This is a genomic window from Gordonia prachuapensis, from assembly GCF_036350515.1.
Lineage (GTDB): Bacteria > Actinomycetota > Actinomycetes > Mycobacteriales > Mycobacteriaceae > Gordonia > Gordonia prachuapensis.
This window is the reverse complement of the sequence record NZ_JAZDUE010000003.1, coordinates 325,957-351,883: the sequence shown is the minus strand read 5'-3', so window position 1 is coordinate 351,883 and position 25,927 is coordinate 325,957. Positions and strand designations below refer to the sequence as shown.

The window sequence follows — 25,927 nt, the reverse complement described above, 5'->3', positions numbered from 1 at the left end:
AGCAGGGCCTTTCCGTTCGACTTGCATGTGTTAAGCACGCCGCCAGCGTTCGTCCTGAGCCAGGATCAAACTCTCCATGAAAACCTATCGAAACACGCCGGCAAACCGACGCAATTTCAACACAATCTCAGTCAGAGAGATAAAGACCTGACCAAACAAAAACTAGCAACACCCACTCATCGAGCAGGTGCTACAAAAAAATCATCCCATATCCAATTCCTTGGACACACGATGCCAATACAATGGCATCAGACAATTCATCAACACACTATCGAGTTCTCAAAGAACACACACCCACCGGCGCTACCCCTGTAAAGGGCGCTGACCAGCAAGTTCTACGTTCTGTTTGGATTCGCTGTCCCTCTCCGGGGCAACTCTTCCAGCCTACCAGACGCTCTTCGCGGTCCGCAACTCTCGGTCGTGGTTCCGATCGGGAGTGTCTGGCAGTCCGAGATTTCGTGCCAGGCGCATGATGCGACCCGGTCGATTTCTCGGGGGCGGTCAGTGCAGAACCCGGTTTCCCTTCCCCTTCGCTCCCCTCTCGGGGCTGTCCGGGGCGGCGCCGTGGCGCGCTGACTTGAAGAAAGTTACGCAGTTGTCCGGCGAGAATCAAATCGCCTGCTCACGTCCCTCGGTCTGACACGTCGACGCAGGTCAGCGGCTCACAACCGCCGGCGAACCCCCGCGAATCCGCGGATTGGGACGTCCGTACCCAACTGTGATCTGCGCCATGAATCCTGCCCTTTCGGACAGTGTGAGCGCCCGATCGGACAGTTCCCGCAGGCCACAGCTGTTTCTAGCGTGAAGTGGGTGAGCATCGTCCTCGATCAGCACCCGTCGCAGCACGGCATTCGCGTCACGGTCCGGCGGGCAGCGTCCCCTCCAGCAGGGTTTCGGCACGGTGGCCGGTGCTCCTGGCGGGTGGACGGCGGGCGTGTGGAGATCTCGCATGACCTCGATGCGGCGTCCATCAGCGATTCGACGATGCTCGACGGTCTGCTGCCCCTGGTCGACCTCGGCGTCATCGCCGGACAGGACATGTTCGAGGAGGCGGCCCTGGGAGTGATCCGCAGTTCCGCCGGCACCGCACGCAAGGCCTGGTCGGCCTTCTACGACAACTCGATCGCCGAGTTGAAAGCCGGCACAGCGCCGTTCTCCGCAATCCACCGGCACGCCCGCCGACTCGTCGTCGGCACCAGTGTTCTCGAGGTCGGTTCGTGCTTCGGTTTCCTCGCGCTGCAGTTCGCCGATGACGGACACAACGTGCATGCCTGCGACATCTCGCCGGGCGCGGTCTCCCTGCTTCGAACACACGCTTTCCGCCGTAAGGCACGGGTGAATGCCGTGGTCGGCGACGCGACCGACCTCCCCTTCGACGACTCCTCGGTGGACAGCGTGACCCTGATCCACCTGCTCGAACATCTCGATGACCATCAGGCGATCGCTGCACTCGTCGACGCCCTGCGGGTGGCACGCCGTCGCGTGGTGGTCGCCGTCCCCTACGAGGAGAACCCGAGCGCGCACTTCGGGCATCGTGTCCGACTCACCGAGGCCGACCTGCACCGATGGGCATCGTCGGTCGACCACGCCGGCGCTCGACTGGTCGACCATCACGGTGGTTGGCTCGTCCTCGCCCCACGCTGAGCGAGCTCGCGCTCAGATCAATCCGCGCTTGCTCGCGATGTACACCGCGTCCGTCCGCTTCGACACCCCGAGCTTGCGGATGATGTTGCGGATGTGGAACTTGACGGTGGATTCGGAGATGTAGAGCGTCTGCCCGATTCGCTTGTTGGACAAACCTTCCGCCAGAAGCCGCAAGATCTCCCGTTCGCGCTCGGTCAACGCCTCTGGTGCATCGCCCTCGCCGGAGACCGTCCGGAGGACGATCTCGGCGCTGCGGGGGTCGAAGGCGCTGCCGCCGCCGGACACCGCCTGGATCGCCCGGACCAGTTCCGTGGTGTCGACGTCTTTGACCACGTAGCCGCGGGCGCCGGCCTTGACGGCGCGGACCACCAGGTCCTCGTCGAGGAAGGTCGTCAGCACCAGGGTGGCGACCCCCGGATGGCGCCGCGCGAGTTCGGCGACCAGTCGCAGGCCCTCGTAGTCGGCACCCGCGCTCAGCTTGAGGTCGACCACCACGACATCGGGCCGGCACCGGTTGACCTCGGCAAGCGCGGTGTCCATCGACGCCGCCTCGCCCACCACCTCGACGACGGTCTCGCGGTCCAGCAGCGACCGCATACCCTCCCGGAGCAGCGCGTGGTCATCGACGAGCATCGTCCGGATCGCGGCTCCGCTGACGGGTCGGGTCTGGGTCATGACAACTCCTTGGTGTCCGGCGCATCGGCCGGTCCGGTGACAGGCGGGGCCGAACCCGACGGGGCCGAACCAGCCAGGGCCGAACCAGACAGGGCCGAGTCGCCGATGTGCGCAGACCGGGTCGGCACCACCGCCACGATTCGGATACCGCCGAGGCGGGATCGACGTATCCGCAGTTCACCACCCAGTTCCTCGGCGCGCGAACGCATGTTGGCCAGTCCTCGATGCCGGCCGGCGGCGAGGTCACCCAACGAGGTCGTCCGCATGACGCGACGCACGTGGTCGGGGTCACCGGTGCCGTCGTCGTCGACCGCGATGGTGACCTGGGTGGTCGCGTACGTCAGCGTGACCGTCACCCCGGCGGCGTGCGCGTGGACCGCCGCGTTGAACAGGGCCTCGCCCGCGATCCGGAGCACCGCGTGCTGGACATCGTCGGCCAGGTCGCGTTCGCGACCGCGGATGACGACGTCGGTGCGCAGGTCCGGCGGCATGTGGAGCGTGCACAGTTCGACCAGCGCATGGCGAACGCTCAAGGACTGCACCCGGCGCGAGTTGTTGAGCGTGGAGATGAACGAACGGAGCTGTTCGACGGCGTCGCGCGTCAACCGGCCCGCAACCTCCAGACGCTCGCCTGCCGGCCCGTCCACCGCCCCACGGCACAGTTCGATCTGGACTCCTGCCGACAAGACCGACTGGGTGACCGAGTCGTGCAACTCGCGTGCGATACGCGACCGTTCTTCGTCCACCACTGTCGCGCGCATCGCCGCCGACAACTCACGCTGCGTGCGCTCGAGTTCGGCGTTGCGTTCGGCGAGCGCCCGCGCGTGCCGCGAGGTCTCGGAGAAGAGCTCCGCGTTCACCAATGCCACGGTCGCCTGACTCGCCAGAATCCGCAGGACGACGACGTCGGTCGGGTCCACCATCCGGTCGGCGGGTGTCCACACCGACATTCCCCCCACCACCTGCCCGTCGAGTTCCACCGGCACGTGCACATGGTGGTCGTCGATGATCGGGCGGTGCAGCACCTCGTCGTGCCCGCGCAGGAGGTCGTTGAGTCGGTTGAGGACCTGATCGGGCAGGTCGGCGGGCACGTTCGCGAACTGTGTCCCCTCGAACGCGAACGGTGTGCCCTCCCGCGAGAGGATGACGTGCCGCGGAGCGGTCTGTTCGAGCTGACCGTCGGCCAGCGCGAACAGCGCCCATTGCGCGCCGAGGTGGTCGCGGGCCGCGTCGACGACGGCGACGACGAGGGCCTCCGGCCCCTCCGCGGTGCGGACCAGGGCCCGCGAGATCCGGTCGAGCGCTCCGATCACCCGCGTCAATCGCGCCTCGACCCCGCGATACTGGGCATAGTGGCTGCCCTTCACCGTGCGCAGGCCCACCAGCGTGGCGAGATCGGGCTCGAGTCCCGGCGCGTCGTTCATCGTCGGCCCACCACCTACAACGCCTGCTCATACAGGTCGTGGATACCGGCCGGCACGGGACGCCGCGGGTTGGTGGTCATGCAGGAGTCCGCCAGCGCGTGGGTGGTGAGCCGGTCCAGGTCGGCCACCCGCACACCCAACGGACTCAGCGTCTCGGGCATCCCGACCCGACCGGCGAGAGCGGCCACCGCGTCGGCCAGCCGGTCCGCGACCGCACGCGCGGAGCCGTCCGTGGAGAGACCGATCGATCCGGCGAGATCGATGAAGTCGTCGGCACACACCTGCGCGTTGTAGCGGATCACGTGCGGCAGCAGCACCGAGTTGATCGATCCGTGGGGAGCGTCGCAGCGACCGCCGACCGGATGGCTCATCGCGTGGGTCGCACCCAGGATCGCGTTGGTGAACGCCATTCCCGCCTGCAACGAGGCCAGCGACATCTCGGCGCCGGCCGCGGCATCGTGGGGGTCGTTGACCAGGCGTTCCAGGTTGTGCCAGACAGTCGCGATCGATTCGAGGGCGAGGGCGTCGGTGAGGCGGCCACGGGCCAGCGACACGTAGGCCTCGACACAGTGGGTCAGCACGTCCATCCCGGACTGGGCGGCCACCTCCGGCGGCACGGTGGTCAGCATGACCGGGTCGATCACCGTGACATCGGGAACCAGCGCCCGACCGATGATGGTGATCTTGGTGCGGCGCTCGGCATCGTTGATGATGCAGAACTGCGAGACGTCCGACCCGCTGCCCGCCGTGGTCGGGACCGCGACGACCGGCGGCAGCGGACGTGGCGCCTTGTCGATTCCTTCGTACTCGAGGATGTGGCCGCCGTTGGCGGCGAGCACGGCCACGCCCTTGGCCGCATCGATCACCGAGCCACCGCCGAGCGCGACGAGACCGTCGGAGTCGTGGGCCCGGTAGGCCAGAAAGGCGTCGGCGACCTCCGCTGCGCGAGGATTCGGCGAGATGTCCAGGAACGACCCCGCGGCGAGGCCGCTGCCGCGCAGATCGTCCATCACCTGGGCGTACCACGGGGTGTGTTGCAGATGCCGGTCGGAGATCACGAACGGTCGGCGCAGACCGAGATTGGACGTCGCCGTCGAGACCTCCGCGATCGCTTGCGGACCGATGATGATCTCGGGCGTGTGGAACTTCGACACCCGCGTGAGGGGACGTCTGGTGGCGCGTCCCGGGAGGACACCCGTCATCGCTTCATCATCCTCTTCGGCATCCTCACTGGTGTCCCTCTGCGGTGTCGACCCTGCGGCGTCGATTCGTCCGGCGCGGTCGCCTGAGCCGACGGTAGTCGGGTCTAGCCGAGCGCGGCCGCGAGTTCGTCGCACCGACCGACCATCTCTGCGCCGTCCCGCGCACTCACCACGCCACCGCAGAACTGCGCGTAGTCCGACAGTGCACAGCCGGTCTGGGACCAGTAGCGGGAGGGTTCCGGCGTCACCCAGGCCACGCGGTGGGTTCGGCGCGACATCTCCGCCATCAGGTCGAGGCGGGGGTCGAAGCCGTTGCTGCGGGCGTCCCCGACCATCAGCACCGAGGTCCGACGGGTGAGCAGGTCACCGAAGTCGCCGAGCAGTCCGCCGAACAGCTGCCCATAATCGCTGGTCGCGGCGAGGTCCAGCCCATCGGCCGACAGCACCGCGGCCAGCGCGCGGTCGGCGTGCGCGGTCCGCAGTGTGGTCGTCACAAGGACCGGCCGGTCGACGAACGCCACGACCTCGCATCGATCGCCCAAGCGGTGCAGTGTCTGCGCCAATCGGAGGATGAACCCGGTGACCGGACGTACCGACAACGACACGTCGATGAGCACCAACAGGCGCACCGGTCCGGGACGAGAACGTCTCCGCCACAACGCGATCGGCACACCGTCCGTCGCCACGGAGGCGCGCATGGTGTGTCGGATGTCGAGGGCACCGCGATCGAACCGCCCGACGGAACGCCGGGGCGCGCCACGCAGCCGCGCAACCAGGCGATGGCAGGCACGGTCGATGTCGGCCTGATCGGAGGCGACACGCTGGTCGGGGTCGTCGGCGCGATCCCGTATCGGCAGGGACTCCAGGCGCGCCGACAACGCATCGATGAATGCCGACAGCGCCGATTCCAGCTCCGCGAGGCCGCGCTCGTCCAGTCCTTCCGCACCGTCCGGCCCGTAGGCGTGCCGGGCATCGCAGGCATCCAGGGCGCGCAGAATCCCGGCTGCGTCGGTGATCCCGATCGGCGTTCCCCGTACCCGTGTCGAGACCCCGACCAACTCCCCGACCTCGCCGGAATCGGCCTTGTCCACCTCGACGGTGTAGGTGACACCGCCGGCCACCGAACCGCCGTCGACATCGACATCGAGCCGGTCGGTCCCAGACGACACCGAGAAATCGTTCTCCTCCCGATGCGCGCTCTCGGCGTGACGCTCCCCCGCGTCGGGATCGTCGATCATCCAGTTGCCGATCTCGTCGGTGTGCTCGTCCGCTCCGATCATCCGCGCCGCACCGGTGAAATCCTCATCCCACCGGAGTTCGGCAGGCAACTCCGCCGCGACCCCGCGCGGACGCGGCAGCTCCTGGTCGGCGGCCCCGCTCCCGGCGTCGGCGAAGAAGAGCCAGAACACCCGGTCGAACGCGTCCGACTCGTACGCATACTTCACGCAGACGCTGCGCAATCCGGCGGCGAGCACGGACAGATCACGCGCCCCGACGATCGCCATCACACGCCGGACCTCGATGACCTCCGCCGGTGAGGCCTCGACTCCGTGCATCCGCAAGGCACGCCCGAAGGCGACTGCGAGACGATCGAGTGTCCGATCGTGCACGCCGCGGATGGTGGTCGCCCCGGCCATGTCAGCGGTGCGCACTCAGGGCCGCGCTACGGGCACGCCCCGCACCGAACGCGGTCGCGGTGACCGACCCCGACGGTGTCGAACCGTCGACGCCGACCAGCCGATCTCCCGACGAACCACGGTCCGTCGCCGACAGTTCTCGGCGCACGAGTTCGAGATCCGTACCGAACTTCACCAGCAGTGCGAGCAACGCACGCTCGTGCGCGTCCGGATCACTCGGTTCGGCTTCCTGCAGATAGGACGCCGCCCGGCACGCGTCGATGACCTCCGCGATCGACGGACTCTTGCGCAGCGGGAGATCGCGCAACCGTCGCGCCAGCGCGACGACCTCGCCGATGACCGATTCCTCGACATCAGGTGCGCGCACTGCCACGATGCGCCGTTCCCGGTCAGCGCTCGGGTAGTCGACCTGGAAGTGCAGGCACCGCCGCTTGAGCGCGGCCGACAGCTCACGGGTGTCGTTGGAGGTCAAGATGACCCACGGCGCCGACCGCGCCGTGAACGTCCCCAGTTCGGGTACCGTCACCTGCCGTTCCGCGAGCACCTCGAGCATCACCGCCTCCATCGACTCGTCGGTGCGGTCGATCTCGTCGACGAGCAACACGGTCGGTGTGGGCGACATGATCGCCGCCAGCAGCGGACGCGCGACGAGGAAGTCCTCCGTGTAGACACCGACGTCGGTCCGGGCAAGAGCGGCCGACGCGGCCGCGAGGCTGGTCTGCGCGGCGAGTTCCGCCCCGATCCGGTCGCGCAGCATCTGCACATGCAACAACTGGCGGGCGTAGTCCCACTCGTAGAGCGCCCGCGAATCATCAAGGCCCTCATGACATTGCAGCCGGATCAGCTCGCGCCCCGACGCTGCGGCCAGCGCCTTGGCGAGTTCGGTCTTGCCCACGCCCGCCGGCCCCTCGAGCAGCAGCGGACGGTCCAGGATCGTCGCGAGGTGGACGACCACCGCGAGGTCGTCGTCGATCAGGTATCCCTGTGCGCTCAGTGCGTCGCGGAGAGTGTCCACCGATTCGAACACGGTGTCGACCGGTGGGTCATATGCGGCGTCCGCCGCGGGAAAATCGGGCATCGGCTTGCTCTTTCGGGTCGACGGTCGGCACCGCGGCTGGGCCGACGCACGGTTGACGGAGGAGGCCCGGGGAAGGCGGGGGCAGCCTTCCCCGGACCGGTCTGCCCGCGGGTCAGTACGACCCGGTGAACGCGTGACCCACCATCGGGATGAGCGATTCGACGGTGCTCTCCCGGGGATTGCCCGGTGTGCACCAGTCGTCCATCATGTGCTCGGCGATCGCACGGACCTGCTTGTCGGAGGTGTCCATGGTGTCGCCGCGACCCTCGTACTTGCCGCTGTTCATCCGGTTCTTCTCGTAGCTGTTCACGCTGAGCTGACCGAAGTTGTCCGGGATGCCGAGGTCCTTGGACAGTCGGATCGCCTCCTCGACGGCGGCGTCGGCGGCCTGCACGGTCGTCATCGTGCTGGTGTCGACACCCATCAGGGCGGCGATCTCGGCATACCGCTCGAAGCGTGACGGCAGGTTGTACTCCCAGACACGCGGCAACGCGATCGCATTGTTGAGTCCGTGGTGGCTGTCGTAGAAAGCGCTGACCGCGTGCGACAGTGAGTGCACCAATCCGAGCCCACCGGAGTTGAACGCCTGTGCGGCAATGTATTGCGCGTGCATCATGCCGGTGCGCGCCACGAGATTGCGCGGATCGTAGACCGCGGTGCGCAAGTGGTCGCGGATGAGTTCGATCGAGTACTTCGCATTACCCAGCGACGGAGCGAAGTCCAGACGGGAGACGTACGGCTCGCTCGCGTGGGCCAGGACGTCGAATCCGCAGAACGCCGTGAAATGCTCGGGGCACGAGTAGTACAGCAGCGGGTCATCCATCGCCAGGTCGACGAGACAGGTGTCGTCGAAGGCCACCCACTTGTGTGGCTTGTTCATGTCCGACGTGTCGGTGATGACGTAGGCCCACGACGTCTCCGAGCCGGTGCCTGCCGTCGTGGAGACCGCGATGTGCTTCGGGTTCTCCTTGTTGGTCGCCTTCGAGAAGCCCTCGAACTCGTTGATGTTTCGTCCGTCGTGCGCGATCACCATGCGCGCACCCTTGGCGGCGTCATGACTGGAACCACCACCGACAGAGATGATCCCGTCGCACTTCTCGGACTGATACAGGGCGGCGGCGTCCATGCAGTTGTAGTCCTTGGGGTTGGACTCCACCTTGTCGTACAGCACGACGTCGACGCCCTGGTACTCGATCTTGCCGATGAGTTCTTCGATGATCCCCGAGCCGCGGAGACCGGTGGTCATCAGCAACGCACGCGTCATGCCGAGGTCCTTGGCCTCGACGCCGAGCATGTCGTGCGCCCCGACACCGAGTTTCGCCTTCGGGAATGGATGGAACTCCTTGATCGGGAAGTCCCAGATCTGGTTGAGCTCGATGGCCATGGAATGCTCCTTGTCGACGGTCCTGTGACGACGAATCGTGCTGTCCCATCGAGAATGTTCCGTGCGTCACACGGTCGACAAGGCCTCCTGACCCTCGGCGACGCAGCTTCGCCCGCCGGGTGAGTGCATCACCTGTCCGGTCGGATAGGTGCGCGCTAAGTCTGGGGAGGACCTGACCTTGCGAAGGGTCGTCACCACCAGCTCCCTGATTAGCACCGGAGGTCGTCACCACCAGCTCCCTGAGGAGACCCGGAGCCTGCGAAGGGTCGTCACGAAGGGCCGCCCTTCGTCACACTCGGCTAGCGCCTCGCTCCTCAGGGACCGGGCTGAGGCGTGCCGCCCGCGCGTCAGCCGCGCACGCGCTCGATCTCACCGCCGAGACGGCGCAGGTTCTCCACGAATCGCGGGTAACCGCGGTCGATGTGTTCGACGTCGTGGACCTCGGTCACCCCGTCGGCGACCAGACCCGCGAGCACCAGACCGGCTCCGGCACGGATGTCGGAGCACCAGACGGGGGCGCTGGACAACTGCTCGATCCCGCGCAGTACCGCGTGATGACCGTCGGTGCGGGCATCGGCGCCGAGCCGGACCATCTCCTCGACGAACCGGAACCGCGCCTCGAAGACGTTTTCGGTGATCACCGACATCCCCTCGGCGATCGCGGCCATGCCGATGGCCATCGGCTGCAGGTCGGTGGGAAACCCGGGGAACGGCAGGGTCGACACGTTGACCGCGATGGGCCGGCGATCCTGACGCACCCGGAAGCCGTTGTCGAACCGGTCGACCGTCGCGCCGGCATCTCCGAGTTTGTTCAGCACCAGCTGCAGGTGGTCGGGTGCCACCCCATGCACGGTGACGTCGCCGCGGGTCATCACCGCAGCGATCCCCCACGTCGCGCCGACGATGCGGTCACCGACGACGCGGTGTGTCGTCGGGCTCAGGCGATCGACGCCGGTGACGGTCAGTGTCGGCGAACCCGCGCCGTCGATCTTCGCGCCCATCTGCTGCAACATCACACACAGGTCCACGATCTCGGGTTCGCGGGCGGCGTTGTCGATCACGGTCACCCCGTCGGCGAGCACCGCGGCCATCAGGATGTTCTCGGTGGCGCCGACGGACGGGAACTCGAGCGCGACGGGCGCTCCCACGAGTGCGTCCGCCTCGGCCACGACACACCCGTGCTCGATCGAACTGTGCGCGCCCAGCGCACGCAGACCCGCCTGGTGCATGTCGAGCGGACGCGAGCCGATCGCGTCGCCGCCCGGCAACGCGACCACGGCCCGGTGGCATCGCGCCATCAGGGGTCCTAGTACGCAGACCGACGCACGGAACTGCTTGACGGCGTCGAAGTCGGCGTGGAACTTGGGTTCCGCCGGTGCGTCGATGGTCACGGTGTCACCATCGACGGCCACCACGGCCCCGAGACCCCGTAGGACGTCGGCCATCAGCGGGACGTCGGCGATCTCCGGGGAGTTGGTCAGCGTGGTGGTGCCTTCGGCGAGCAGCGCTGCCGCCATCAGCTTCAGCACGCTGTTCTTGGCCCCACCCACCGAGACCTCTCCCGCGAGCCGGGCACCCCCCGACACCAGAAAACGATCACTCACGCTGCCACCTTAGCGGTCGCGCTCGCCGTCTCCGGCCGCACCGCGACCGCCGCCACGGACCGGTGGTCGTCGACGATCGCCTCCCGGCACCCACTTGACGTCCCCGTCGCCGAGTGGCGGACGATTCGCCACGCGCGCGAGGATGAACAGCAGGTCGGACAGCCGATTCAGATATCGCGCCGGCAGGACACTGGTCGCGTCGGGATCGGCGTCGACCGCCGCCCACGCCGACCGCTCCGCGCGTCGGGCGACGGTCCGTGCCTGATGCAACAGGGCACTCAGCCCGCTCCCGCCGGGCAGGATGAACGAGTCGAGCGACGGCAGATCCGCGCCGAACTCGTCACACCAGGCCTCCAGCGCGTCGATGTAGTCCTGTTCGATGCGCAGCGGCGGGTACTCGGGGTTCTCGACGACAGGCGTCGACAGATCCGCCCCGGCGTCGAACAAATCGTTCTGGACGGTCTCGAGCACGTCGGCGATACCGGCGGGCACGTCGTCACCGAGCGCCAGCGCCACCCCGATGACCGCGTTGGCCTCATCACAGTCGGCGTACGCCGCCACTCGCACGTCGGTCTTCGGAACCCGCGAGAAGTCGCTGAGACCGGTCGTCCCGTCGTCTCCGGTCCGCGTGTAGATGCGCGTGAGATGAACCGCCATGTCCCGAATCTACTGCCCACGGGTTCCTCGGGCGGGTGCAGGGCGCCGGTGCGGATACCAGGGGTCAGGCGCTGCGGCGGCGCTGAGGGCGCTGGGAGCGCTTGGACTGCCGGGACTCGAGCCACGACTGGAACGCAGTCACCCCGCCCGGAGCCATCGCCAGCTCGTACGCTCGGCCCTCGTCGTCGGCGCCGGCACCCAGCTCCAGGATCACCATGCCTTCGAGGATGTCGGATTCCGAACCGAAGGGCCGGCGGCGGCCGGTGATCTCGATCGACTGGCGAACCAGGGTCCGGGTCGGTCCGGGTCGCAGCGCGGTCAGCCGGAAATAGCGCAGGGCGTCGTCGCTGTAGTGAACGGTGCCGTGGCGCCAGCCTTCGTCGTCGGCGGCAGGGATCTGGCGGAGCAACACCGGGGTGCCCATGCGGCGCAGTTGACTGAGCCGGTACGCGAGCAGGCCACACATGACCAGCGCAACGCCCAGCAGCACACCGAGCAGGATCGCAACGAACGACACCAGGCGTACCTCCCGGGAGTGGCCGCGGTGGGGGCTGAGAGCGCTACGTGGGCTGACGCGCGCCGGGTGAGTCGAAACTCGATCACGGCCGTTCCTGTCACCAGCATGCCAGACGCGAGTCGACGAAACGACGACGGCCGGTCACCGCCGTCGAGGCGGTGACCGGCCGTCGTGCCGATCGTTCTACTTGCTCGCGTGTTCGGCCGCGACCATCCGCGAATGCGCGCGGTTGTACTCGTCGCTGCCGGGTTCGGCCTGCTCCATCGCCGCTTTCTCGGCGGCGGCGTCGATGCCGTCGGCCCACTGCGCCGACTCGGCGAGGATCGTCACCGTCTCCCCGGTGACCGACAGGAACCCGCCCTGCACGGCCAGCGAGCGACGGCCTTCGTTCTCGTCGTCGATCACCACGAAACCACCGGGGACCAACTGGCCCAGCAGCGGTTCGTGATTGGCGAGCACACCCAGCTCACCGGATGTGGTCTCCGCGATGACGAAGGTGGCCTCTCCCGAGTACAGCTTGTCGTCGGCCGCGACGACCTCGACGTGAAAGGACTTCTCAGCCATGGCGATCCGCTACTTTCCGGCGATCTTGGCGGCGGCGGCCTCCACGTCGTCGAGTCCACCGCAGCTGTTGAACGCCTGCTCGGGCAGGTGGTCGAACTCGCCCTTGCACACACGGTCGAAGGCCTCGATGGTGTCCGCGAGCGGGACGACCGAGCCCTTCGCACCGGTGAACTTCTCGGCGACGAGGAAGTTCTGGCCGAGGAACTTCTGGATGCGACGCGCGCGCTGCACGGTCACCTTGTCCTCTTCGGACAGCTCGTCCATACCGAGGATGGCGATGATGTCCTGCAGTTCCTTGTACTTCTGCAGGATCTGCTTCACCTCGTTGGCGACGCGGAAGTGCTCGTCACCGACGATCGAGGCCTCGAGGATGCGCGAGGTCGAGGTCAGCGGGTCCACGGCCGGGTAGATACCCAGCTGCGAGATCGGACGCGAGAGCTCGGTGGTCGCATCGAGGTGCGCGAAGGTGGTGGCCGGCGCCGGGTCGGTGTAGTCGTCGGCGGGCACGTAGATGGCCTGCAGCGAGGTGATCGAACGACCCTTGGTCGAGGTGATCCGCTCCTGCAGTTCGCCCATCTCGTCGGCCAGGGTCGGCTGGTAGCCCACCGCGGACGGCATACGACCGAGCAGGGTCGAGACCTCCGAACCGGCCTGCGTGAACCGGAAGATGTTGTCGATGAACAGCAGCACGTCCTGGTGCTTCACATCGCGGAAGTACTCCGCCATGGTCAGCGCCGACAGGGCGACGCGCATACGGGTGCCCGGCGGCTCGTCCATCTGGCCGAACACCAACGCGGTGTCCTGCAGAACGCCCATCTCCTCCATCTCGAGGTGGAGGTCGGTGCCCTCACGGGTGCGCTCACCGACGCCGGCGAACACCGAGGTGCCGGAGAACTCGCGGGCGATACGGGTGATCATCTCCTGGATGAGCACCGTCTTACCCACACCGGCGCCGCCGAACAGGCCGATCTTGCCGCCCTTCACGTACGGGGTCAGCAGGTCGATGACCTTGATGCCGGTCTCGAGGATCTCGGTCTTGCCCTCGAGCTCGTCGAAGGCCGGCGGCTTGCGGTGGATGCTCCACTGCTCGCCGTCACGACCGAGGCCCGGGGTGTCGAGGCAGTCGCCGAGGGCGTTGAACACGTGGCCCTTCACCTGGTCACCGACCGGGACCACGATGGACTTGCCGGTGTCGCTCACCGCGGCCCCACGAACCAGACCGTCGGTCGGCTGCATGGAGATGGTGCGCACGAGGTTGTCGCCGAGGTGCTGGGCGACCTCGAGGGTCAGGGTCTTGGCCACGGCTTCGAGGTTGACCTCGGCGTGCAGCGCGTTGAACAGGTCTGGGATCGAGCCGCGCGGGAACTCGACGTCGACGACCGGGCCGATGATGCGGACGACGCGGCCGTCGGACGACCCCGCCTTGTTCTCCGAGGGGGTGGTTACTGCTGCGGTCATTGTCGTTGGGTCACTTCCTCTTTGGGTCAATAAGGTCAATTGGCGAGGGCGCTGGAGCCACCGACGATCTCGCTGATCTCCTGGGTGATCTGCGCCTGCCGGAGCTGATTGGCCTCACGAGAGAGCGTGGTGGCCAGTTCGTCGGCGTTGTCGGTCGCGGCCTTCATGGCGGTGCGTCGCGCGGCCGATTCCGACGCCGCACTGTCGAGCAGGGCGGCATACACGCGGGTGGCCACGTACTTCGGCAACAGCGCCTCCAGCAGCGCCTCGGGCGCCGGTTCGAAGGAGTAGTTGCGCGACGGGTTGTGGATCTCCGCTTCCATGTCGTCATCCTCCTCGGTGATGACGAGCGGGGCCACTCGCCGAACCTCCGGAGTCTGGGTCAACATCGAGACGAAACGCGTGTAGACGAGGTGCAGTTCGTCGATGCCCTCCAATGAGCCGTCCCCACCCGGACGCTCCACCTGCTCGCCCGCGCCGGCCAGGAACAGGTCGACCAGGAAGTTGGTCGCCGTGCTGGCGTCGGTGTACTCGGGCGACTGGGAGAAGCCGGTCCACGAATCGGCGATCTCGGAGCCACGGAAGCTGAAGAATCCGACGCCCTTCTGCCCCATGACGAACAGCACGGGCTCCTTGCCCTCGTCGCGGACCAGGGCCATCAGTTCGCGGGTGGCACGCAGCACGTTCGCGTTGTAGCCACCACACATGCCGCGGTCACTGGTGATGACCAGGATGCCGGCGCGCTTCGGGTTCTCCCGCTGCACCAGCAGCGGGTGGTCGAGCGACCCGGCGTTGCTCGCCAGTTCGGAGAGCACTTCGGTCATCTCGTGTGCGTACGGTTTGGCCGCGGCCACACGCGCCTGCGCCTTGGTGATCCGCGAGGTGGCGATCAGCTCCTGAGCCTTGGTGATCTTCCTCGTCGACTTCACCGAACGGATGCGCGAGCGAAGCTCACGAATGCTGGCCATGAGCCCTCACCCCTTCCTTCGAACGGACATCGGACGATGCGGTCACGACTTGCGAACCGTGATCTGCTCGTGCGCGACGTCCTCGGAGTCCATCGCCTTGGTCTCGGCCTCGTTCACGACGCGCTTGCCGTCGTGGGTGAGGTAGCTGTTCTTGAACTTGTTGGTCTCGTTGACCAGTGCCTCGGCCTGGTCGTCGGCGAGCACCTTGCCGCCGGCGATCGAGTCGTACACGCCCTTGGCCTCGTGATGCAGGTGGCTGAGCAGCTGCGTCTCGAAGTTGCGGATGTCGTTGACCGGCACCGAGTCGTAGTGCCCCTCACCGCAGAGGTAGATCGACACGATCTCGTCCTCGACCGAGAACGGCGTGTACTGGTCCTGCTTGAGCATCTCGACCCAGCGGGCGCCACGCTCGAGCTGTGCCTTCGAGGCGTCGTCGAGGTCGGAGGCGAACGCCGAGAACGCCTCGAGCTCGCGGAACTGTGCCAGTTCCAGACGCAGCGAGCCGGACACCTTCTTCAGGCCCTTGGTCTGCGCGGCACCACCGACGCGCGACACCGAGGTACCGACGTTGATGGCCGGGCGGACACCCTTGTTGAAGAGGTCGGACTCGAGGAAGACCTGGCCGTCGGTGATCGAGATGACGTTGGTCGGGATGAACGCCGAGACGTCGTTGGCCTTGGTCTCGATGATCGGCAGACCGGTCATCGAGCCGCCGCCCATCTCGTCGGACAGCTTCGCGCAACGCTCCAGCAGACGGGAGTGCAGGTAGAAGACGTCACCCGGGTATGCCTCGCGGCCCGGCGGGCGACGCAGCAGCAGCGAGATCGCGCGGTACGCCTCGGCCTGCTTGGTCAGGTCGTCGAACACGATGAGGACGTGCTTGCCCTCGTACATCCAGTGCTGGCCGATGGCCGAGCCGGTGTACGGGGCGAGCCACTTGAAGCCGGCCGAGTCCGATGCCGGGGCGGCGACGATGGTGGTGTACTCCATCGCGCCGGCCTCGTCGAGGGCGGTCTTGACGCCTGCGATGGTGGAACCCTTCTGGCCGATCGCGACGTAGATGCAGCGCACCTGCTTGTCGGGATCGCCGGAGTCCCAGTTGGCCTTCTGGTTCAGGATGGCGTCGATGCAGACGGCGGTCTTGCCGGTCTTGCGGTCACCGATGACCAGCTGACGCTGGCCGCGGCCGATGGCGGTCATCGCGTCGATGGCCTTGATGCCGGTGGCCAGGGACTCCTCGACCGGCTGCCGCTCGAGCACGGACGCTGCCTGCAGCTCGAGGACGCGCTCCGCCTGGGCCTCGATGTCACCGAGTCCGTCGATCGGTTTGCCCAGCGGATCGACGACGCGGCCGAGGAACTTGTCGCCGACCGGCACCGACAGCACCTCGCCGGTGCGACTGACCTGCTGGCCCTCTTCCAGCGACTCGTAGTCACCGAGGATGACGCAACCGATCTCGTCCTCGTCGAGGTTCAGGGCGACACCGAGCACACCGCCCTCGAACTGCAGCAGTTCGTTCGCCATGGCGCTGGGCAGGCCGCTGACATGCGCGATGCCGTCCGCCGTGTCGGTGATCGTGCCGACCTCGTCACGCGAGGCTTCGGCTTCGAACGACGAGACGTACTGCTCGATCGCTCCCTTGATTTCGTCTGGTGAGATCGTCAACTCCGCCATGGGTTCTCGTCTTTCTTGATCAGTCGGCCGGTGGCTCGGGTACTCGGGTGGTGGATGGTTGTGGGGCGCGTCAGCGCGGCAGGGTCTCCGCCGCCTTGGCCAGGCGTGTGGCGATGTCGGCGTCGATCACCTCGTCGCCGACGCCGATGCGCAGTCCGCCCAGCAGCTCGGGGCGGACCTCGGTCTGCACCGAGATGGTGCGGCCATAGATCCGGCCCAGCACACTCGACAGCCGATCGGTCTGCGCGCTCGACAGCTCTGCGGCCGAGACGACGTGGGCGACGGACTCACCGCGACGTGCCGCGGCGAGCTCGGCCAACCGATCGACCGCCATGTCGGCGGGCTGCCCGTGCAGCAGACGGATGGTGTGCGAGAGCAGGTACCAGGTGTGCGAGTTGACCTGCTGGCCGACCAGCTTCTCCAGCAGACCCACACGCTTGTCCGCGTCGTGGGTGTGGTCGGAGAGCAGCGAGGCCAGCTGCGGATTCGCCTCCAGCAGACGGCTCACCCGGAACAGTTCGTCCTCGACCTGCTCGATGGTGCCGTCCTTCTCGGCGGCGGTCAGCACGACGAGTGCGTTCTGGCGCCGCAGTCCGGCGACGAAGTCCGCCGTCGACGACCAGCGCTGGGACGCCGCCGAGGCCACCACGTCGACCACGATCGGTGCCACCTTGCCGTCGAGCAGCGTGTGGACCAATTGCTTCTTGCCCTGCGGGTTGTCGTCGTCGTCGGTGAGACGCTTGCGCAACACCGGATTCCCGTTGAGGAACTCGATGACCTGGGTCAGCTCCACCGATGCTTCGGTCAGTGCGGCACCGTCCAGATCGCCGGCGGCGGAGTCGAACTCGCGGGCGACGTTGAGCGCGGCCTCGCGGCTGCCGGCGCGCATCGAGTGCAGTCCGATGAGCTCGGCGCTGTGCGGCACGGTGTCCGCACCGCCTGCGGACATCGACTCGAGTTCGTCGATGACCCGGTCCACACTCTGCGCCTGCGCGTCCGGGTCGGACAGGTGTCCACGGACCAGTTCGCCTGCCTTGTCGATCGCGGTCAGACCGAGATCGGTCCGCAGCTGGCGGACCAGGTTCGACCGGACAAGCGAGACCTGCGCTTCGCCGTGCTCGGTGATCCGCTTGACCTCGTGGTCGGCCTGCGCCGACAGGTCGGACTTGATGCCCTCCGCATCGCGGGCGGCACCCTGGCGGAGTTCCTCGGCCTCGTCCTTGCCCTGCGTGATGGCACGTTCGTGTGCGGCTTTCGCATCGGTGACGCGGTGCGCGGCCTCTTCGCTCTCGGCGACCTGCCGATCGATGGCGTCCTGCTGTTTGCGGACCATCCGCTGCAGGGGTGGGCGCACGTACTTCCAGAACAGGAAGGCGATGATGGCGAACCCGACGAGTTGCCCGATGAAGACGTCCACTTACCTACCCGCTCCCGATGTCTGCGCCGTGGTCGACGACGTGGCTTCGTTTCCGAGCACCCGTGCCGCGAGCGTCGCCGACAGGGCGTCGACGTCACGTCGTGCGGTGTCGGCTGCGGTGTCGCCTTCGACCTTCAGTTGCTCGGACACGGCAGCCAGTTGCTGGTCGGCTTCCCGTGTCGCCCGATTCTTCGCCTCGGCCAACTGCTCGTTGCCCTCGGCGCGGGCCTGATCCCGAATACCGGTGGCATCCGCGCGTCCCTCGGTGACGGCGGCCCGGTACCCGGAATCGGCTTCCTCGTAGCTCGCCGCGGCGGACTTGTTGTCCTCCACGGTCTTCGCGACACGGTCGTCGCGCTCTTGCATCACCCGCACGATCGGCGGGACCACCATCGTGCGGATCACCAGAAACACGATGACGAAAATCGCCAGGCACACGAAGAACGTGGCGTTGGGGATGAGGAAGTTACTCGTCCCACCTTCTTCTGCGGCGAGATACATGTTGTCGCTTGCTTCCTATCGGTTCGGTCGTCAGCCTGCGGAGATCGGGGTGGCGAACACGAACAGCGCCATGAACGCCAGGTTGATGAAGTACGCGGCCTCGACCAGACCCACGGTGATGAAGAACGGGGTGAACAGTCGGCCCTGGGCTTCCGGCTGACGCGCGATGCCCGCAACCAACTGCGAACCGGCCAGACCGTTACCGATACCGGCACCGACGGCGCCGCCTGCCATGATCAGGCCGCCGCCGATCAACGCGCCCATACCGATCATTGGATCCATTGAGAACTTTCCTTTCGGTGAAACTGGCAATCGGATTGCCAGGTCTTCGGGACTGCCCGGCGGCGCCGGTCAGTTCGTGGGTGGGTCAGTGATGGTCTTCCATCTCTGTTGCCTGACTGAAGTACAGGATCGTCAGCAGGGAGAAGATGAACGCCTGGATGAAGCCGACGAACAGGTCGAAGGACTTCCACAGTGCGTTCGGGAGCCACATTCCCCAGGCCGGCAGGAGCGCGATGACAGCAAGCATCGTAGCCGCGGCGAACATGTTTCCGAAGAGTCGGAGGGAGAGGGAGACCGGCTTGGCGAGCTCCTCGATGATGTTGATGGGCGCCAATCCGATCGCGTGACCCTTGACCAGGCGCGCCGGGTGTCCGAGCAGGCCCCGTCGACGGAAGCCGGCGAGGTGGTATCCGACGAAGACGAATAGCGCGAGCGCGTAGACGAAGTTCACGTCACTGGTCGGCGTCTTCAGCAACTCGTGCGAGACGTCGAGGCCTTCGGCGTTGGTGGTGCCGTACTGGACGGGCAGGACACCGATCCAGTTGGCGATGAGGATGAACGTGAACAGCGTGACGGCCAGCGGCAGCAGGTACGGCGCGATCTTCATGCCGATCGAGTTCTCAATCTGCGAACGCATCTGCCCGGTCAGGGTCTCGAAGTAGAGCTGCACGGTGTTCGGTCGCTTCGACGTCACCTTGAACCGGACCACGAAGGCCAGTGCGATGACGACCAGTGCTGCGATCGACGTGGAGATGATGGTGTCCAGATTGAAGGTGAGTCCGAACCACTCGACCTCGGTGTGGTGACCGACCTCGATAGTCGACTCTGCCAGGTAGGACGTTTCGGTCATAGCTGCTTACGCAGTCCTTTCATCACCGGGATAACCGCGTTCAGGACCAGGACCACCTGGCCGAGTGCGAGTCCGAACATCACGCCGAGCCCGTCGGGCCGGACCAGGAAGGCCGCCGCCAACGCGAGCAGGGTGATCGCACCCAGACGCACCGCGGAGTCGACGGCGAGAAGCTTCTTTCGGGGATTTTCTTCGGCGGCGACGCGGGACACGCTGAGCGCCACCATCTTTGCGTTGATCAGCACTCCGACCACACCGACCGCGAAGAACACCGCGAACAGCGGATGCCCGATGAGGACGGCCACCACCGCGACGATGGTCGACAGCACCGCAGCGATGATCGCGGGCCGCTTGAGCCCCGTCGGCGCGACTGGATACACCGGAGCGGAGTCAGGGGCAGACGTCGTCATTTGCCACTCCTCATTTTCTTCCACTCCGGCAGGCACGGGGCATCGAGCCTGCGTTCAGCGGACACGCCGCTGGGCGTAAGCTCACGTTTTTAGGACCCTACCAACAGGCGCCCGACACGCTCACCGTCGGGTGGGCGCAGGCGGATGTCGACCGGGTCGGCCCCGCGATCCCCCAGTGGGGCCAGCCGGTTTCCGTCGAACTACTACGGCTGATAGTACACGAGATTTTACGGAGTCATTACCGTGCCCTCACCGGTACGCGCGGCTGGCTGTGCGCAGCTGCGCGAACCGCCGATGCAGGCGCGGCGCCATGGTCACGAGCATCGCGATCACCAGCCCGCCGGCGAACATCGGGATGACCACCGACAGCGGAAACAGCGTCGCCGCCGCTGCCGAGAACGCCAGTACCCCGACCCACAGGTAAATGATCAGCGCCACCCGCCGCTGTGAATGTCCCAACTCCAGCAGCCGATGGTGCAGATGCATCTTGTCAGGGGTGTAGAAACCGACCCCAGCCCGGGTTCGCCGGACCACCGCCATCAGCATGTCGAGCATCGGCACGAAGACGACCGCGGCGACCAGGATCAACGGCGAGAGCAGGGTGAAGACGTCGGCCGGACCGTATGCGTTCATCGCGATCCTGCCCGACGCACTCGTCGATGCCGCGGCGAGCATCAACCCGATCAGCATCGCACCGGAGTCGCCCATGAAGATACGGGCGGGCGAGAAGTTGTGCGGCAGGAACCCCAGGCACGCACCCGCCAACACGGTGGAGATCAGCGCCGGCGGGTAGTAGCTCACATCGCCGCCCTGGTCGTTGAGCAGCCCGAGTGAGAACATCGCGATCGCGGAGGCCGCGATCAACCCCAGTCCGGCGGCCAGGCCGTCCAGACCGTCGATGAAGTTGACCGCGTTGATGGTGGCGACGGTGATCGCAACGGTCAACAACCCGGCCTGCAGCGGATCGAGAACCACGGTGCCGATCTCGGCGAACGGGACATAGACCAGATACCAGCTGATCCCCATGATCACCAGCACACCGGCCGCAGTGAGCTGACCGGCGAATTTGGTCAGCGCATCGAGACCCCAGCGGTCGTCGATCACGCCCACCACGACGATCACCGTGCCGGCGACGATCACCGCGCTCATGTCGCTGGTGTAGGCGAAGCCGCGCGTGAGCGCCGGCAGGTTGGCGGCGAGGGCGATCGCGGCGACGACGCCGGCGAACATGCCGAGTCCACCGAGACGGGGTGTCGGGATCACGTGCACATCGCGCACCCGGGGCACGGCGACAGCGCCGACGCGGATCGCGAACACGCGCACCAACGAGGTCAGCAGATACGTCACCGCGGCAGCGGTCAGGCCGACCAGCGCCAGCTCGCGCAACGGCACACCTGCCCCACCGGTGTCGACCACCGACAGCGCCGTCAGCTGTACCCCGGGTCCCGCAGCACCCGGTGACACACCGGACAGGCCGGCGACGGTATCGAACACCGGCTTCACGCTACCCGCCGAGCCGGAGACGGATTTCCCGCCGGAGTTCGGCGTGTTGAGTGCTCCCGACCTCCGCCTCGAGTGCGCGCACGATCCACTCGGCCACGGTGACCATGTCATCGCGACCGAGGCCGGCGAGCACCGCGCACGGCGTCCCGAACCGGATCGCCGACCCCTCGGTGACCGGCTGCGGATCGAACGGCAGCACCGTCCGGTCGACGACGATCCCCGCCGAGTCGAGCCGCCGCTGCGCCTCGGCACCCGTCACGTCGAGACCGGACACATCGGCCACCGCGAAATGCAGGTCCGTGCCGCCACTGACGATCCGGAGTCCGCGAGTCGCCAGCTCGTCGCCGAGCCGCTGGGCGCAGGCGACGGTGGCGGCCGCGTACTCCGCGAACCGCTCGGTACCGGATTCCCGCATGCACACGGCCTTTGCGGCGATCGAGTTCATCGCCGGACCACCCTGCACGAACGGATGGACAGCTTTCTGCAACACGGCACGGTGGGCTTCGGACGCGACGATCATGCCGCCCCGGGGTCCCTGCAGGACCTTGTGGGTGGACAGCGTGACGACGTCGGCGTACGGGACCGGGGACCCGATCACCCCGGCCGCGGCCAGGCCGGCGAGATGCGCGGCGTCGACCCACAGGATCGCCTCGGCGTCGTCCGCGATCTCGCGGAGCGCCGCGAAGTCGATGAGTCGCGAGTAGGCCGCGCCACCCGCGACGATGATCCGCGGACGGTGCAGCAGGGCGAGATCGCGCAGTTCGTCGTAGTCGATCCGTTCGTCGGCGGCCCGGATGCCGTAGTGGATCGGCGCGAACCACCGGCCGGAGAAGTTGGCACGCGACCCGTGCGTCTGGTGGCCACCATGCTGCAGCCGCAGCGCCAGCACGGGGTCGCCCGGCTGGGCGAACGCCGCATAGACGGCGAGATTGGCGGCACTGCCCGAGAGCGACTGGACATTGACGTACTCGGCACCGAAGAGCTCGGCGGCCCGGTCCACGGCGAGACGCTCCACGTCGTCGACGACGTCACAACCACCGTGATAGCGGGCTCCCGGATATCCTTCGGCGTACTTGGCGCCGAGATCCGACGTCAACGCGGCGCGGACGGCCGGACTGGCAGGTGTCTCGCTGGCCAGGAGCTGCAGCGTGGACTCGCGACGTCGCGACTCACGCCCGAGGAGCTCGGCGAGCTCGGGATCCGACAACGGCGGACCCGACACGGATTCCGGCATACGTCAGCGCGCGGTCAGCGCATCGGCGTCGAGGTCGAGCACCTCGGCGATGGCCTCGGTGGACACCGCACCCTCGCGCAGGATCCGCGGCGTGGTGCCGGTGAGATCGACGATCGTGGAGGCCTGGGCGGCCGCGGCCGGACCGCCGTCGAGATAGATCGACACCGATTCGCCGAGTTGCTCGCGCGCCTCCTCGACGGTTGTCGCCGGCGACCGACCGGAGACGTTCGCGCTCGACACCGCCATCGGACCGACCTCGCGCAACAGTTCGATCGCCACGGGGTGCAGCGGCATCCGCAGCATGACCGTGCCGTCGGTGTCGCCGAGGTCCCACGCCAGCGACGGCGCCTGTTCGACGACGAGACTGAGCCCACCGGGCCAGAACGCCTCGACGAGGTCGCGGGCGGCGGTGGACACCGACAGCACCAGGCCGTCGATGGTGTGCCACGAGCCCACGAGGACCGGCACGGGCATGTCGCGCCCGCGCCCCTTCGCGGCCAGCAGCGAGGCGACCGCCTCCGAATCGAAGGCCTCGCAGCCGATCCCGTACAGGGTGTCGGTGGGCAGCACGACCAGTCGGCCGGCCTTCGCCGCTCCGACGGCCGCGCGGATTCCAGCTGCCCGGGTGCTCGGTTCACCGCAGTCGAATACCGTGCTCACCCGGCCATCCTGCCACGCGGGTCGGCGACGGGGTCCGGGGCCCGGCGCGCCGTGGCGAAGCGAGGGCGACCGGCGAGGTCGGTCCGGGTGAGCATGTCGAGGAATTGTCCGTCGGCGCCCAGTTCGGCGAGAACCGCCGCTGCGGTCGTCTCGTCGTGCTCGATCCCGACGACCCCGTCCGGCCGCAGTATGCGGCCGATGACGACGAGCATCGGGGTGATGACCGACATGCCGTCGTCTCCCGCGAAGACCGCCTCGTGCGGGTCGTGGGCGACCTCCGGCGAGATCACGCCACCCTCGGGCACATAGGGCGGATTCGACACGACCACGTCCACCGACCGATCGGGAATGATCGCGCACATCTGGTCGACGTCGGTGACGTCGGCGGCGATCACCGAGATGCGCTCGGCGACCGCGGGCGCCGCTCGCTCGACATTGCGTCGCAACCACATCAAGGCATCCGGCGAACGCTCAACCGCCGTCACCTGTGCGGTGGGAACCATCGTCGCCACGGCGATCGCCAGGGCACCGCTTCCGCTGCACAGGTCGACGACGCGCGCCTGCCCACTCCCCTCGACGCTGCGGGCGGCCCATTCGGCGAGGAACTCGGTCTCCGGCCGCGGGGTGAACACACCGGGCCCCACCTCGAGTTCGACCGGCCCGAAGGGTGCCGTACCGATGATGTGCTGCAACGGGACCCGGTGCGCACGCCGCTGCACCGCATCGTGAAATCGTGCTCGCGCAGCGTCATCGACGGTGTCGAGAATCACCAGGCGTCCCCGGTCCACCCTCAGGGTCGCGGCCAGGAGCCACTCCGCATCCGTGCGTGCGGTGTCGATCCCGGCGGCGGACAGCACCTGGTGCGCCCACCGGATCTCGGCATCGACGCGGTGGCCGTGACCTGATGGCCGGCCGGCTCGGCTCATTGCCTCACTCGGCTTCGAGTCGCGCCTGCCGGTCGGCGGCGACCAGAGCGTCGAGCAGCGAATCCATGTCGCCGTTCAGGACGACGTCGAGATTGTTTGCCTTGTAACCGATCCGGTGATCCGAGATCCGGTTCTCCGGGAAGTTGTAGGTACGGATACGTTCGGAGCGGTCGACGGTACGGATCTGCGCGGCGCGGCCCTCGGCGGCCGCCGCCTGCGCCTCCTCCTCGGCCGCGAGCTGCAGCCGGGCGGCGAGAACCTGCATGGCACGCGCCTTGTTCTGGAGCTGGGATCGTTCGTTCTGGCAGGTCACCACGATTCCGGTGGGCAGGTGGGTCAAGCGCACCGCCGAGTCGGTGGTGTTGACGCCCTGACCGCCCTTACCCGACGACCGGTACACGTCCACGCGCAGATCCGACTCGTCGATCTGGACCTGCTCGATCTCCTCCGGTTCCGGATAGATGAGGACGCCGGCGGCCGAGGTGTGGATTCTCCCCTGCGATTCGGTGACCGGAACTCGCTGCACCCGGTGTACCCCGCCCTCGAACTTCAGCCTCGACCACACCCCGTCGCGCAGTTGCTCTTTGGCCTTGATCGAGATCGTGGCCTCCTTGTAGCCACCGAGGTCGCTCTCGGTGACACCGAGCACCTGCGCCTTGTAGCCGCGGCGTTCGCAGTATTTGAGATACATGCGCGCCAGGTCCGACGCGAACAGGGCGGACTCCTCACCACCGGCGCCGGATTTGATCTCGAGCACGACGTCGTCGCCGTCGTGGGGATCGCGCGGCGCGAGCAGATCGGTCAGCGTTGCGTCGAGTTCGGTCACGACTGCCTCGAGTGCCGGGATCTCCTCGGCGAACGAGGGATCATCGGCGGCCAGTTCGCGCGCGGCCGCCAAGTCGTCGCGGGCGGTCTCGAGGCGTCGATACGTCGCCATGATCGGGGCGAGTTCGGCGAAGCGCTTACCGACCCGGCGCGCGGCCGCGGGGTCGTCGTGCAGCGACGGGTCGGCGAGCTGCGCCTCGAGGCCCGAATGCTCGGCGAGGATGTCGTCGATCGCCGAGGGACTCTGGGTGGGCACCTGACCTCACTTCACTCTGACATCACTGGAAACAGAAATCGCTGGAGATGAAAACGACGCCCACCGGACGTGCCTGGGCACGCGCACGGTGGGCGTCGTCGATCGGGCTACTTGGCGTCGGCGTTCTTGCTCCGCTTGCCGTAGCGCTTCTCGAACCGGGCCACGCGGCCGCCGGTGTCGAGGATCTTCTGCTTACCGGTGTAGAACGGATGGCACTGCGAGCAGACCTCGACGTTGATACGTCCGTTGTCGGCGGTGCTGCGGGTCTCGAAGGTGTTGCCGCAGCCGCAGACGACGGTGGTCGTCGCGTACTCGGGGTGAATTCCCTGCTTCATCTGGTTGTCCCTTTCTGTGGTCGCCGGGTCACCGTCGGGGATCGACGGTGTGAACCGGAACCGGACTCGACCGCTCAGTATGCCACGCGGACACGTCCAGTCCGAAATCCGCGGATTCGTCCGTGAGCAGGCATCTTCGGCGGTCATCGCGCTCAACGCCGGACCGGCGGGTTTCATTCCTGGGTTAGGGCCACCTTAGGATAGTTAGGCTTAGCTAAGTTAGCCTCTTCACGGGTCACTTC

The 25,927-nt window shown here is 67.2% G+C and carries 25 protein-coding genes and 1 rRNA gene; 1 reads left to right on the top strand and 25 read right to left on the bottom strand.

Annotation, left to right across the window (positions count from 1 at the left end; genetic code table 11):
- Positions 1-81, bottom strand: a 16S ribosomal RNA gene (locus V1Y59_RS05685); the annotation flags it as partial.
- A 729-nt stretch (positions 82-810) separates the two neighbouring features.
- On the opposite strand from V1Y59_RS05685, the gene mftM reads away from it, so the two are divergent.
- Positions 811-1,644 (top strand): mycofactocin oligosaccharide methyltransferase MftM, encoded by an 834-nt coding sequence (gene mftM / locus V1Y59_RS05680; protein WP_330503852.1) that lies wholly within the window; start codon positions 811-813, stop codon positions 1,642-1,644.
- Positions 1,645-1,656: 12 nt separating this feature from the next.
- On the opposite strand, the gene V1Y59_RS05675 is transcribed toward mftM, so the two are convergent.
- The 24 genes from V1Y59_RS05675 to rpmE form a co-directional block, all read right to left on the bottom strand.
- Positions 1,657-2,319 (bottom strand): MadR family response regulator transcription factor, encoded by a 663-nt coding sequence (locus V1Y59_RS05675; RefSeq protein WP_330503851.1) that lies wholly within the window; start codon positions 2,317-2,319, stop codon positions 1,657-1,659.
- Positions 2,316-3,743 carry a MadS family sensor histidine kinase gene (locus tag V1Y59_RS05670; RefSeq protein ID WP_330503850.1) on the bottom strand — a complete coding sequence of 476 codons (1,428 nt, stop codon included), beginning with the start codon at positions 3,741-3,743 and terminating at the stop codon, positions 2,316-2,318. The genes V1Y59_RS05675 and V1Y59_RS05670 overlap by 4 nt, the downstream gene beginning before the upstream one ends.
- A gap of 14 nt (positions 3,744-3,757) precedes the next feature.
- Entirely contained in the window at positions 3,758-4,945 is a 1,188-nt protein-coding gene (locus tag V1Y59_RS05665; protein ID WP_330503849.1) for an iron-containing alcohol dehydrogenase, read from the bottom strand.
- 104 nt (positions 4,946-5,049) lie between these two features.
- Positions 5,050-6,582: a MadC family VWA domain-containing protein gene (madC, locus tag V1Y59_RS05660; protein ID WP_330503875.1), complete on the bottom strand. Its 1,533-nt coding sequence runs from the start codon at positions 6,580-6,582 to the stop codon at positions 5,050-5,052.
- A 1-nt stretch (position 6,583) separates the two neighbouring features.
- Complete coding sequence (locus V1Y59_RS05655) at positions 6,584-7,660, bottom strand: MadB family AAA-type ATPase (protein WP_330503848.1); 1,077 nt, start codon at positions 7,658-7,660, stop codon at positions 6,584-6,586.
- 112 nt (positions 7,661-7,772) lie between these two features.
- Positions 7,773-9,044: an NDMA-dependent methanol dehydrogenase gene (gene mdo, locus V1Y59_RS05650; RefSeq protein ID WP_330503847.1), complete on the bottom strand. Its 1,272-nt coding sequence runs from the start codon at positions 9,042-9,044 to the stop codon at positions 7,773-7,775.
- A 347-nt stretch (positions 9,045-9,391) separates the two neighbouring features.
- Positions 9,392-10,648: a UDP-N-acetylglucosamine 1-carboxyvinyltransferase gene (gene murA, locus V1Y59_RS05645; RefSeq protein ID WP_330503846.1), complete on the bottom strand. Its 1,257-nt coding sequence runs from the start codon at positions 10,646-10,648 to the stop codon at positions 9,392-9,394.
- Between the two features lie 9 nt (positions 10,649-10,657).
- Positions 10,658-11,305, bottom strand: a complete 648-nt coding sequence (locus tag V1Y59_RS05640; RefSeq protein ID WP_330503845.1) for a cob(I)yrinic acid a,c-diamide adenosyltransferase — start codon at positions 11,303-11,305, stop codon at positions 10,658-10,660.
- A 64-nt stretch (positions 11,306-11,369) separates the two neighbouring features.
- A complete protein-coding gene (locus tag V1Y59_RS05635) occupies positions 11,370-11,822 on the bottom strand; it encodes a DUF2550 domain-containing protein (protein WP_330503844.1) in 453 nt (150 codons plus the stop codon).
- A 183-nt stretch (positions 11,823-12,005) separates the two neighbouring features.
- The gene (locus V1Y59_RS05630; protein ID WP_330503843.1) at positions 12,006-12,386 is read right to left on the bottom strand and encodes a F0F1 ATP synthase subunit epsilon; all 381 of its coding nucleotides are present in this window, start codon (positions 12,384-12,386) and stop codon (positions 12,006-12,008) included.
- 9 nt (positions 12,387-12,395) lie between these two features.
- Complete coding sequence (atpD, locus tag V1Y59_RS05625) at positions 12,396-13,844, bottom strand: F0F1 ATP synthase subunit beta (RefSeq protein ID WP_330430381.1); 1,449 nt, start codon at positions 13,842-13,844, stop codon at positions 12,396-12,398.
- A gap of 35 nt (positions 13,845-13,879) precedes the next feature.
- On the bottom strand, positions 13,880-14,812 hold the full coding sequence (locus tag V1Y59_RS05620; protein ID WP_330503841.1) for a F0F1 ATP synthase subunit gamma: 933 nt from the start codon (positions 14,810-14,812) through the stop codon (positions 13,880-13,882).
- Positions 14,813-14,854: 42 nt separating this feature from the next.
- On the bottom strand, positions 14,855-16,486 hold the full coding sequence (gene atpA / locus V1Y59_RS05615; RefSeq protein ID WP_330503840.1) for a F0F1 ATP synthase subunit alpha: 1,632 nt from the start codon (positions 16,484-16,486) through the stop codon (positions 14,855-14,857).
- 70 nt (positions 16,487-16,556) lie between these two features.
- Entirely contained in the window at positions 16,557-17,903 is a 1,347-nt protein-coding gene (locus V1Y59_RS05610; protein ID WP_330503839.1) for a F0F1 ATP synthase subunit B/delta, read from the bottom strand.
- Positions 17,904-18,404: a F0F1 ATP synthase subunit B gene (locus V1Y59_RS05605; RefSeq protein WP_330503838.1), complete on the bottom strand. Its 501-nt coding sequence runs from the start codon at positions 18,402-18,404 to the stop codon at positions 17,904-17,906. It abuts the gene before it with no gap.
- A gap of 30 nt (positions 18,405-18,434) precedes the next feature.
- Entirely contained in the window at positions 18,435-18,686 is a 252-nt protein-coding gene (locus V1Y59_RS05600) for a F0F1 ATP synthase subunit C (protein WP_330430386.1), read from the bottom strand.
- 85 nt (positions 18,687-18,771) lie between these two features.
- A complete protein-coding gene (gene atpB / locus V1Y59_RS05595) occupies positions 18,772-19,536 on the bottom strand; it encodes a F0F1 ATP synthase subunit A (protein ID WP_330503837.1) in 765 nt (254 codons plus the stop codon).
- On the bottom strand, positions 19,533-19,946 hold the full coding sequence (locus tag V1Y59_RS05590) for an ATP synthase subunit I (protein ID WP_330430388.1): 414 nt from the start codon (positions 19,944-19,946) through the stop codon (positions 19,533-19,535). The genes atpB and V1Y59_RS05590 overlap by 4 nt, the downstream gene beginning before the upstream one ends.
- 249 nt (positions 19,947-20,195) lie before the next feature.
- Positions 20,196-21,410: a glycosyltransferase family 4 protein gene (locus V1Y59_RS05585; RefSeq protein WP_431309108.1), complete on the bottom strand. Its 1,215-nt coding sequence runs from the start codon at positions 21,408-21,410 to the stop codon at positions 20,196-20,198.
- 40 nt (positions 21,411-21,450) lie between these two features.
- Entirely contained in the window at positions 21,451-22,683 is a 1,233-nt protein-coding gene (gene glyA, locus V1Y59_RS05580) for a serine hydroxymethyltransferase (protein ID WP_431309104.1), read from the bottom strand.
- A gap of 3 nt (positions 22,684-22,686) precedes the next feature.
- Positions 22,687-23,343 (bottom strand): L-threonylcarbamoyladenylate synthase, encoded by a 657-nt coding sequence (locus tag V1Y59_RS05575; RefSeq protein ID WP_330503835.1) that lies wholly within the window; start codon positions 23,341-23,343, stop codon positions 22,687-22,689.
- The gene (gene prmC, locus V1Y59_RS05570; protein WP_330503834.1) at positions 23,340-24,269 is read right to left on the bottom strand and encodes a peptide chain release factor N(5)-glutamine methyltransferase; all 930 of its coding nucleotides are present in this window, start codon (positions 24,267-24,269) and stop codon (positions 23,340-23,342) included. Before prmC ends, V1Y59_RS05575 begins: the two co-directional genes overlap by 4 nt.
- A 4-nt stretch (positions 24,270-24,273) precedes the next feature.
- A complete protein-coding gene (gene prfA, locus V1Y59_RS05565; RefSeq protein ID WP_330503832.1) occupies positions 24,274-25,350 on the bottom strand; it encodes a peptide chain release factor 1 in 1,077 nt (358 codons plus the stop codon).
- A gap of 107 nt (positions 25,351-25,457) precedes the next feature.
- Positions 25,458-25,685, bottom strand: coding sequence for a 50S ribosomal protein L31 (rpmE, locus tag V1Y59_RS05560; protein ID WP_330430394.1), 228 nt, complete (start codon positions 25,683-25,685; stop codon positions 25,458-25,460).
- Between the last annotated feature and the right edge of the window lie 242 nt (positions 25,686-25,927).

What these genes read in the sequence shown, in the direction of transcription:
- madC (WP_330503875.1), bottom strand. Translation starts at nt 6,582, where the DNA reads ATGGCCGGGGCGACCACCATCCGCGGCGTGCACGATCGGACACTCGAT.
- atpA (WP_330503840.1), bottom strand. Translation starts at nt 16,486, where the DNA reads ATGGCGGAGTTGACGATCTCACCAGACGAAATCAAGGGAGCGATCGAG.
- V1Y59_RS05675 (WP_330503851.1), bottom strand. Translation starts at nt 2,319, where the DNA reads ATGACCCAGACCCGACCCGTCAGCGGAGCCGCGATCCGGACGATGCTC.
- V1Y59_RS05630 (WP_330503843.1), bottom strand. Translation starts at nt 12,386, where the DNA reads ATGGCTGAGAAGTCCTTTCACGTCGAGGTCGTCGCGGCCGACGACAAG.
- prmC (WP_330503834.1), bottom strand. Translation starts at nt 24,269, where the DNA reads ATGAGCCGAGCCGGCCGGCCATCAGGTCACGGCCACCGCGTCGATGCC.
- V1Y59_RS05600 (WP_330430386.1), bottom strand. Translation starts at nt 18,686, where the DNA reads ATGGATCCAATGATCGGTATGGGCGCGTTGATCGGCGGCGGCCTGATC.
- V1Y59_RS05670 (WP_330503850.1), bottom strand. Translation starts at nt 3,743, where the DNA reads ATGAACGACGCGCCGGGACTCGAGCCCGATCTCGCCACGCTGGTGGGC.
- rpmE (WP_330430394.1), bottom strand. Translation starts at nt 25,685, where the DNA reads ATGAAGCAGGGAATTCACCCCGAGTACGCGACGACCACCGTCGTCTGC.
- atpB (WP_330503837.1), bottom strand. Translation starts at nt 19,536, where the DNA reads ATGACCGAAACGTCCTACCTGGCAGAGTCGACTATCGAGGTCGGTCAC.
- mdo (WP_330503847.1), bottom strand. Translation starts at nt 9,044, where the DNA reads ATGGCCATCGAGCTCAACCAGATCTGGGACTTCCCGATCAAGGAGTTC.
- V1Y59_RS05590 (WP_330430388.1), bottom strand. Translation starts at nt 19,946, where the DNA reads ATGACGACGTCTGCCCCTGACTCCGCTCCGGTGTATCCAGTCGCGCCG.
- V1Y59_RS05665 (WP_330503849.1), bottom strand. Translation starts at nt 4,945, where the DNA reads ATGACGGGTGTCCTCCCGGGACGCGCCACCAGACGTCCCCTCACGCGG.
- V1Y59_RS05640 (WP_330503845.1), bottom strand. Translation starts at nt 11,305, where the DNA reads ATGGCGGTTCATCTCACGCGCATCTACACGCGGACCGGAGACGACGGG.
- atpD (WP_330430381.1), bottom strand. Translation starts at nt 13,844, where the DNA reads ATGACCGCAGCAGTAACCACCCCCTCGGAGAACAAGGCGGGGTCGTCC.
- glyA (WP_431309104.1), bottom strand. Translation starts at nt 22,683, where the DNA reads ATGCCGGAATCCGTGTCGGGTCCGCCGTTGTCGGATCCCGAGCTCGCC.
- V1Y59_RS05655 (WP_330503848.1), bottom strand. Translation starts at nt 7,660, where the DNA reads ATGCCCGATTTTCCCGCGGCGGACGCCGCATATGACCCACCGGTCGAC.
- V1Y59_RS05620 (WP_330503841.1), bottom strand. Translation starts at nt 14,812, where the DNA reads ATGGCCAGCATTCGTGAGCTTCGCTCGCGCATCCGTTCGGTGAAGTCG.
- V1Y59_RS05605 (WP_330503838.1), bottom strand. Translation starts at nt 18,404, where the DNA reads ATGTATCTCGCCGCAGAAGAAGGTGGGACGAGTAACTTCCTCATCCCC.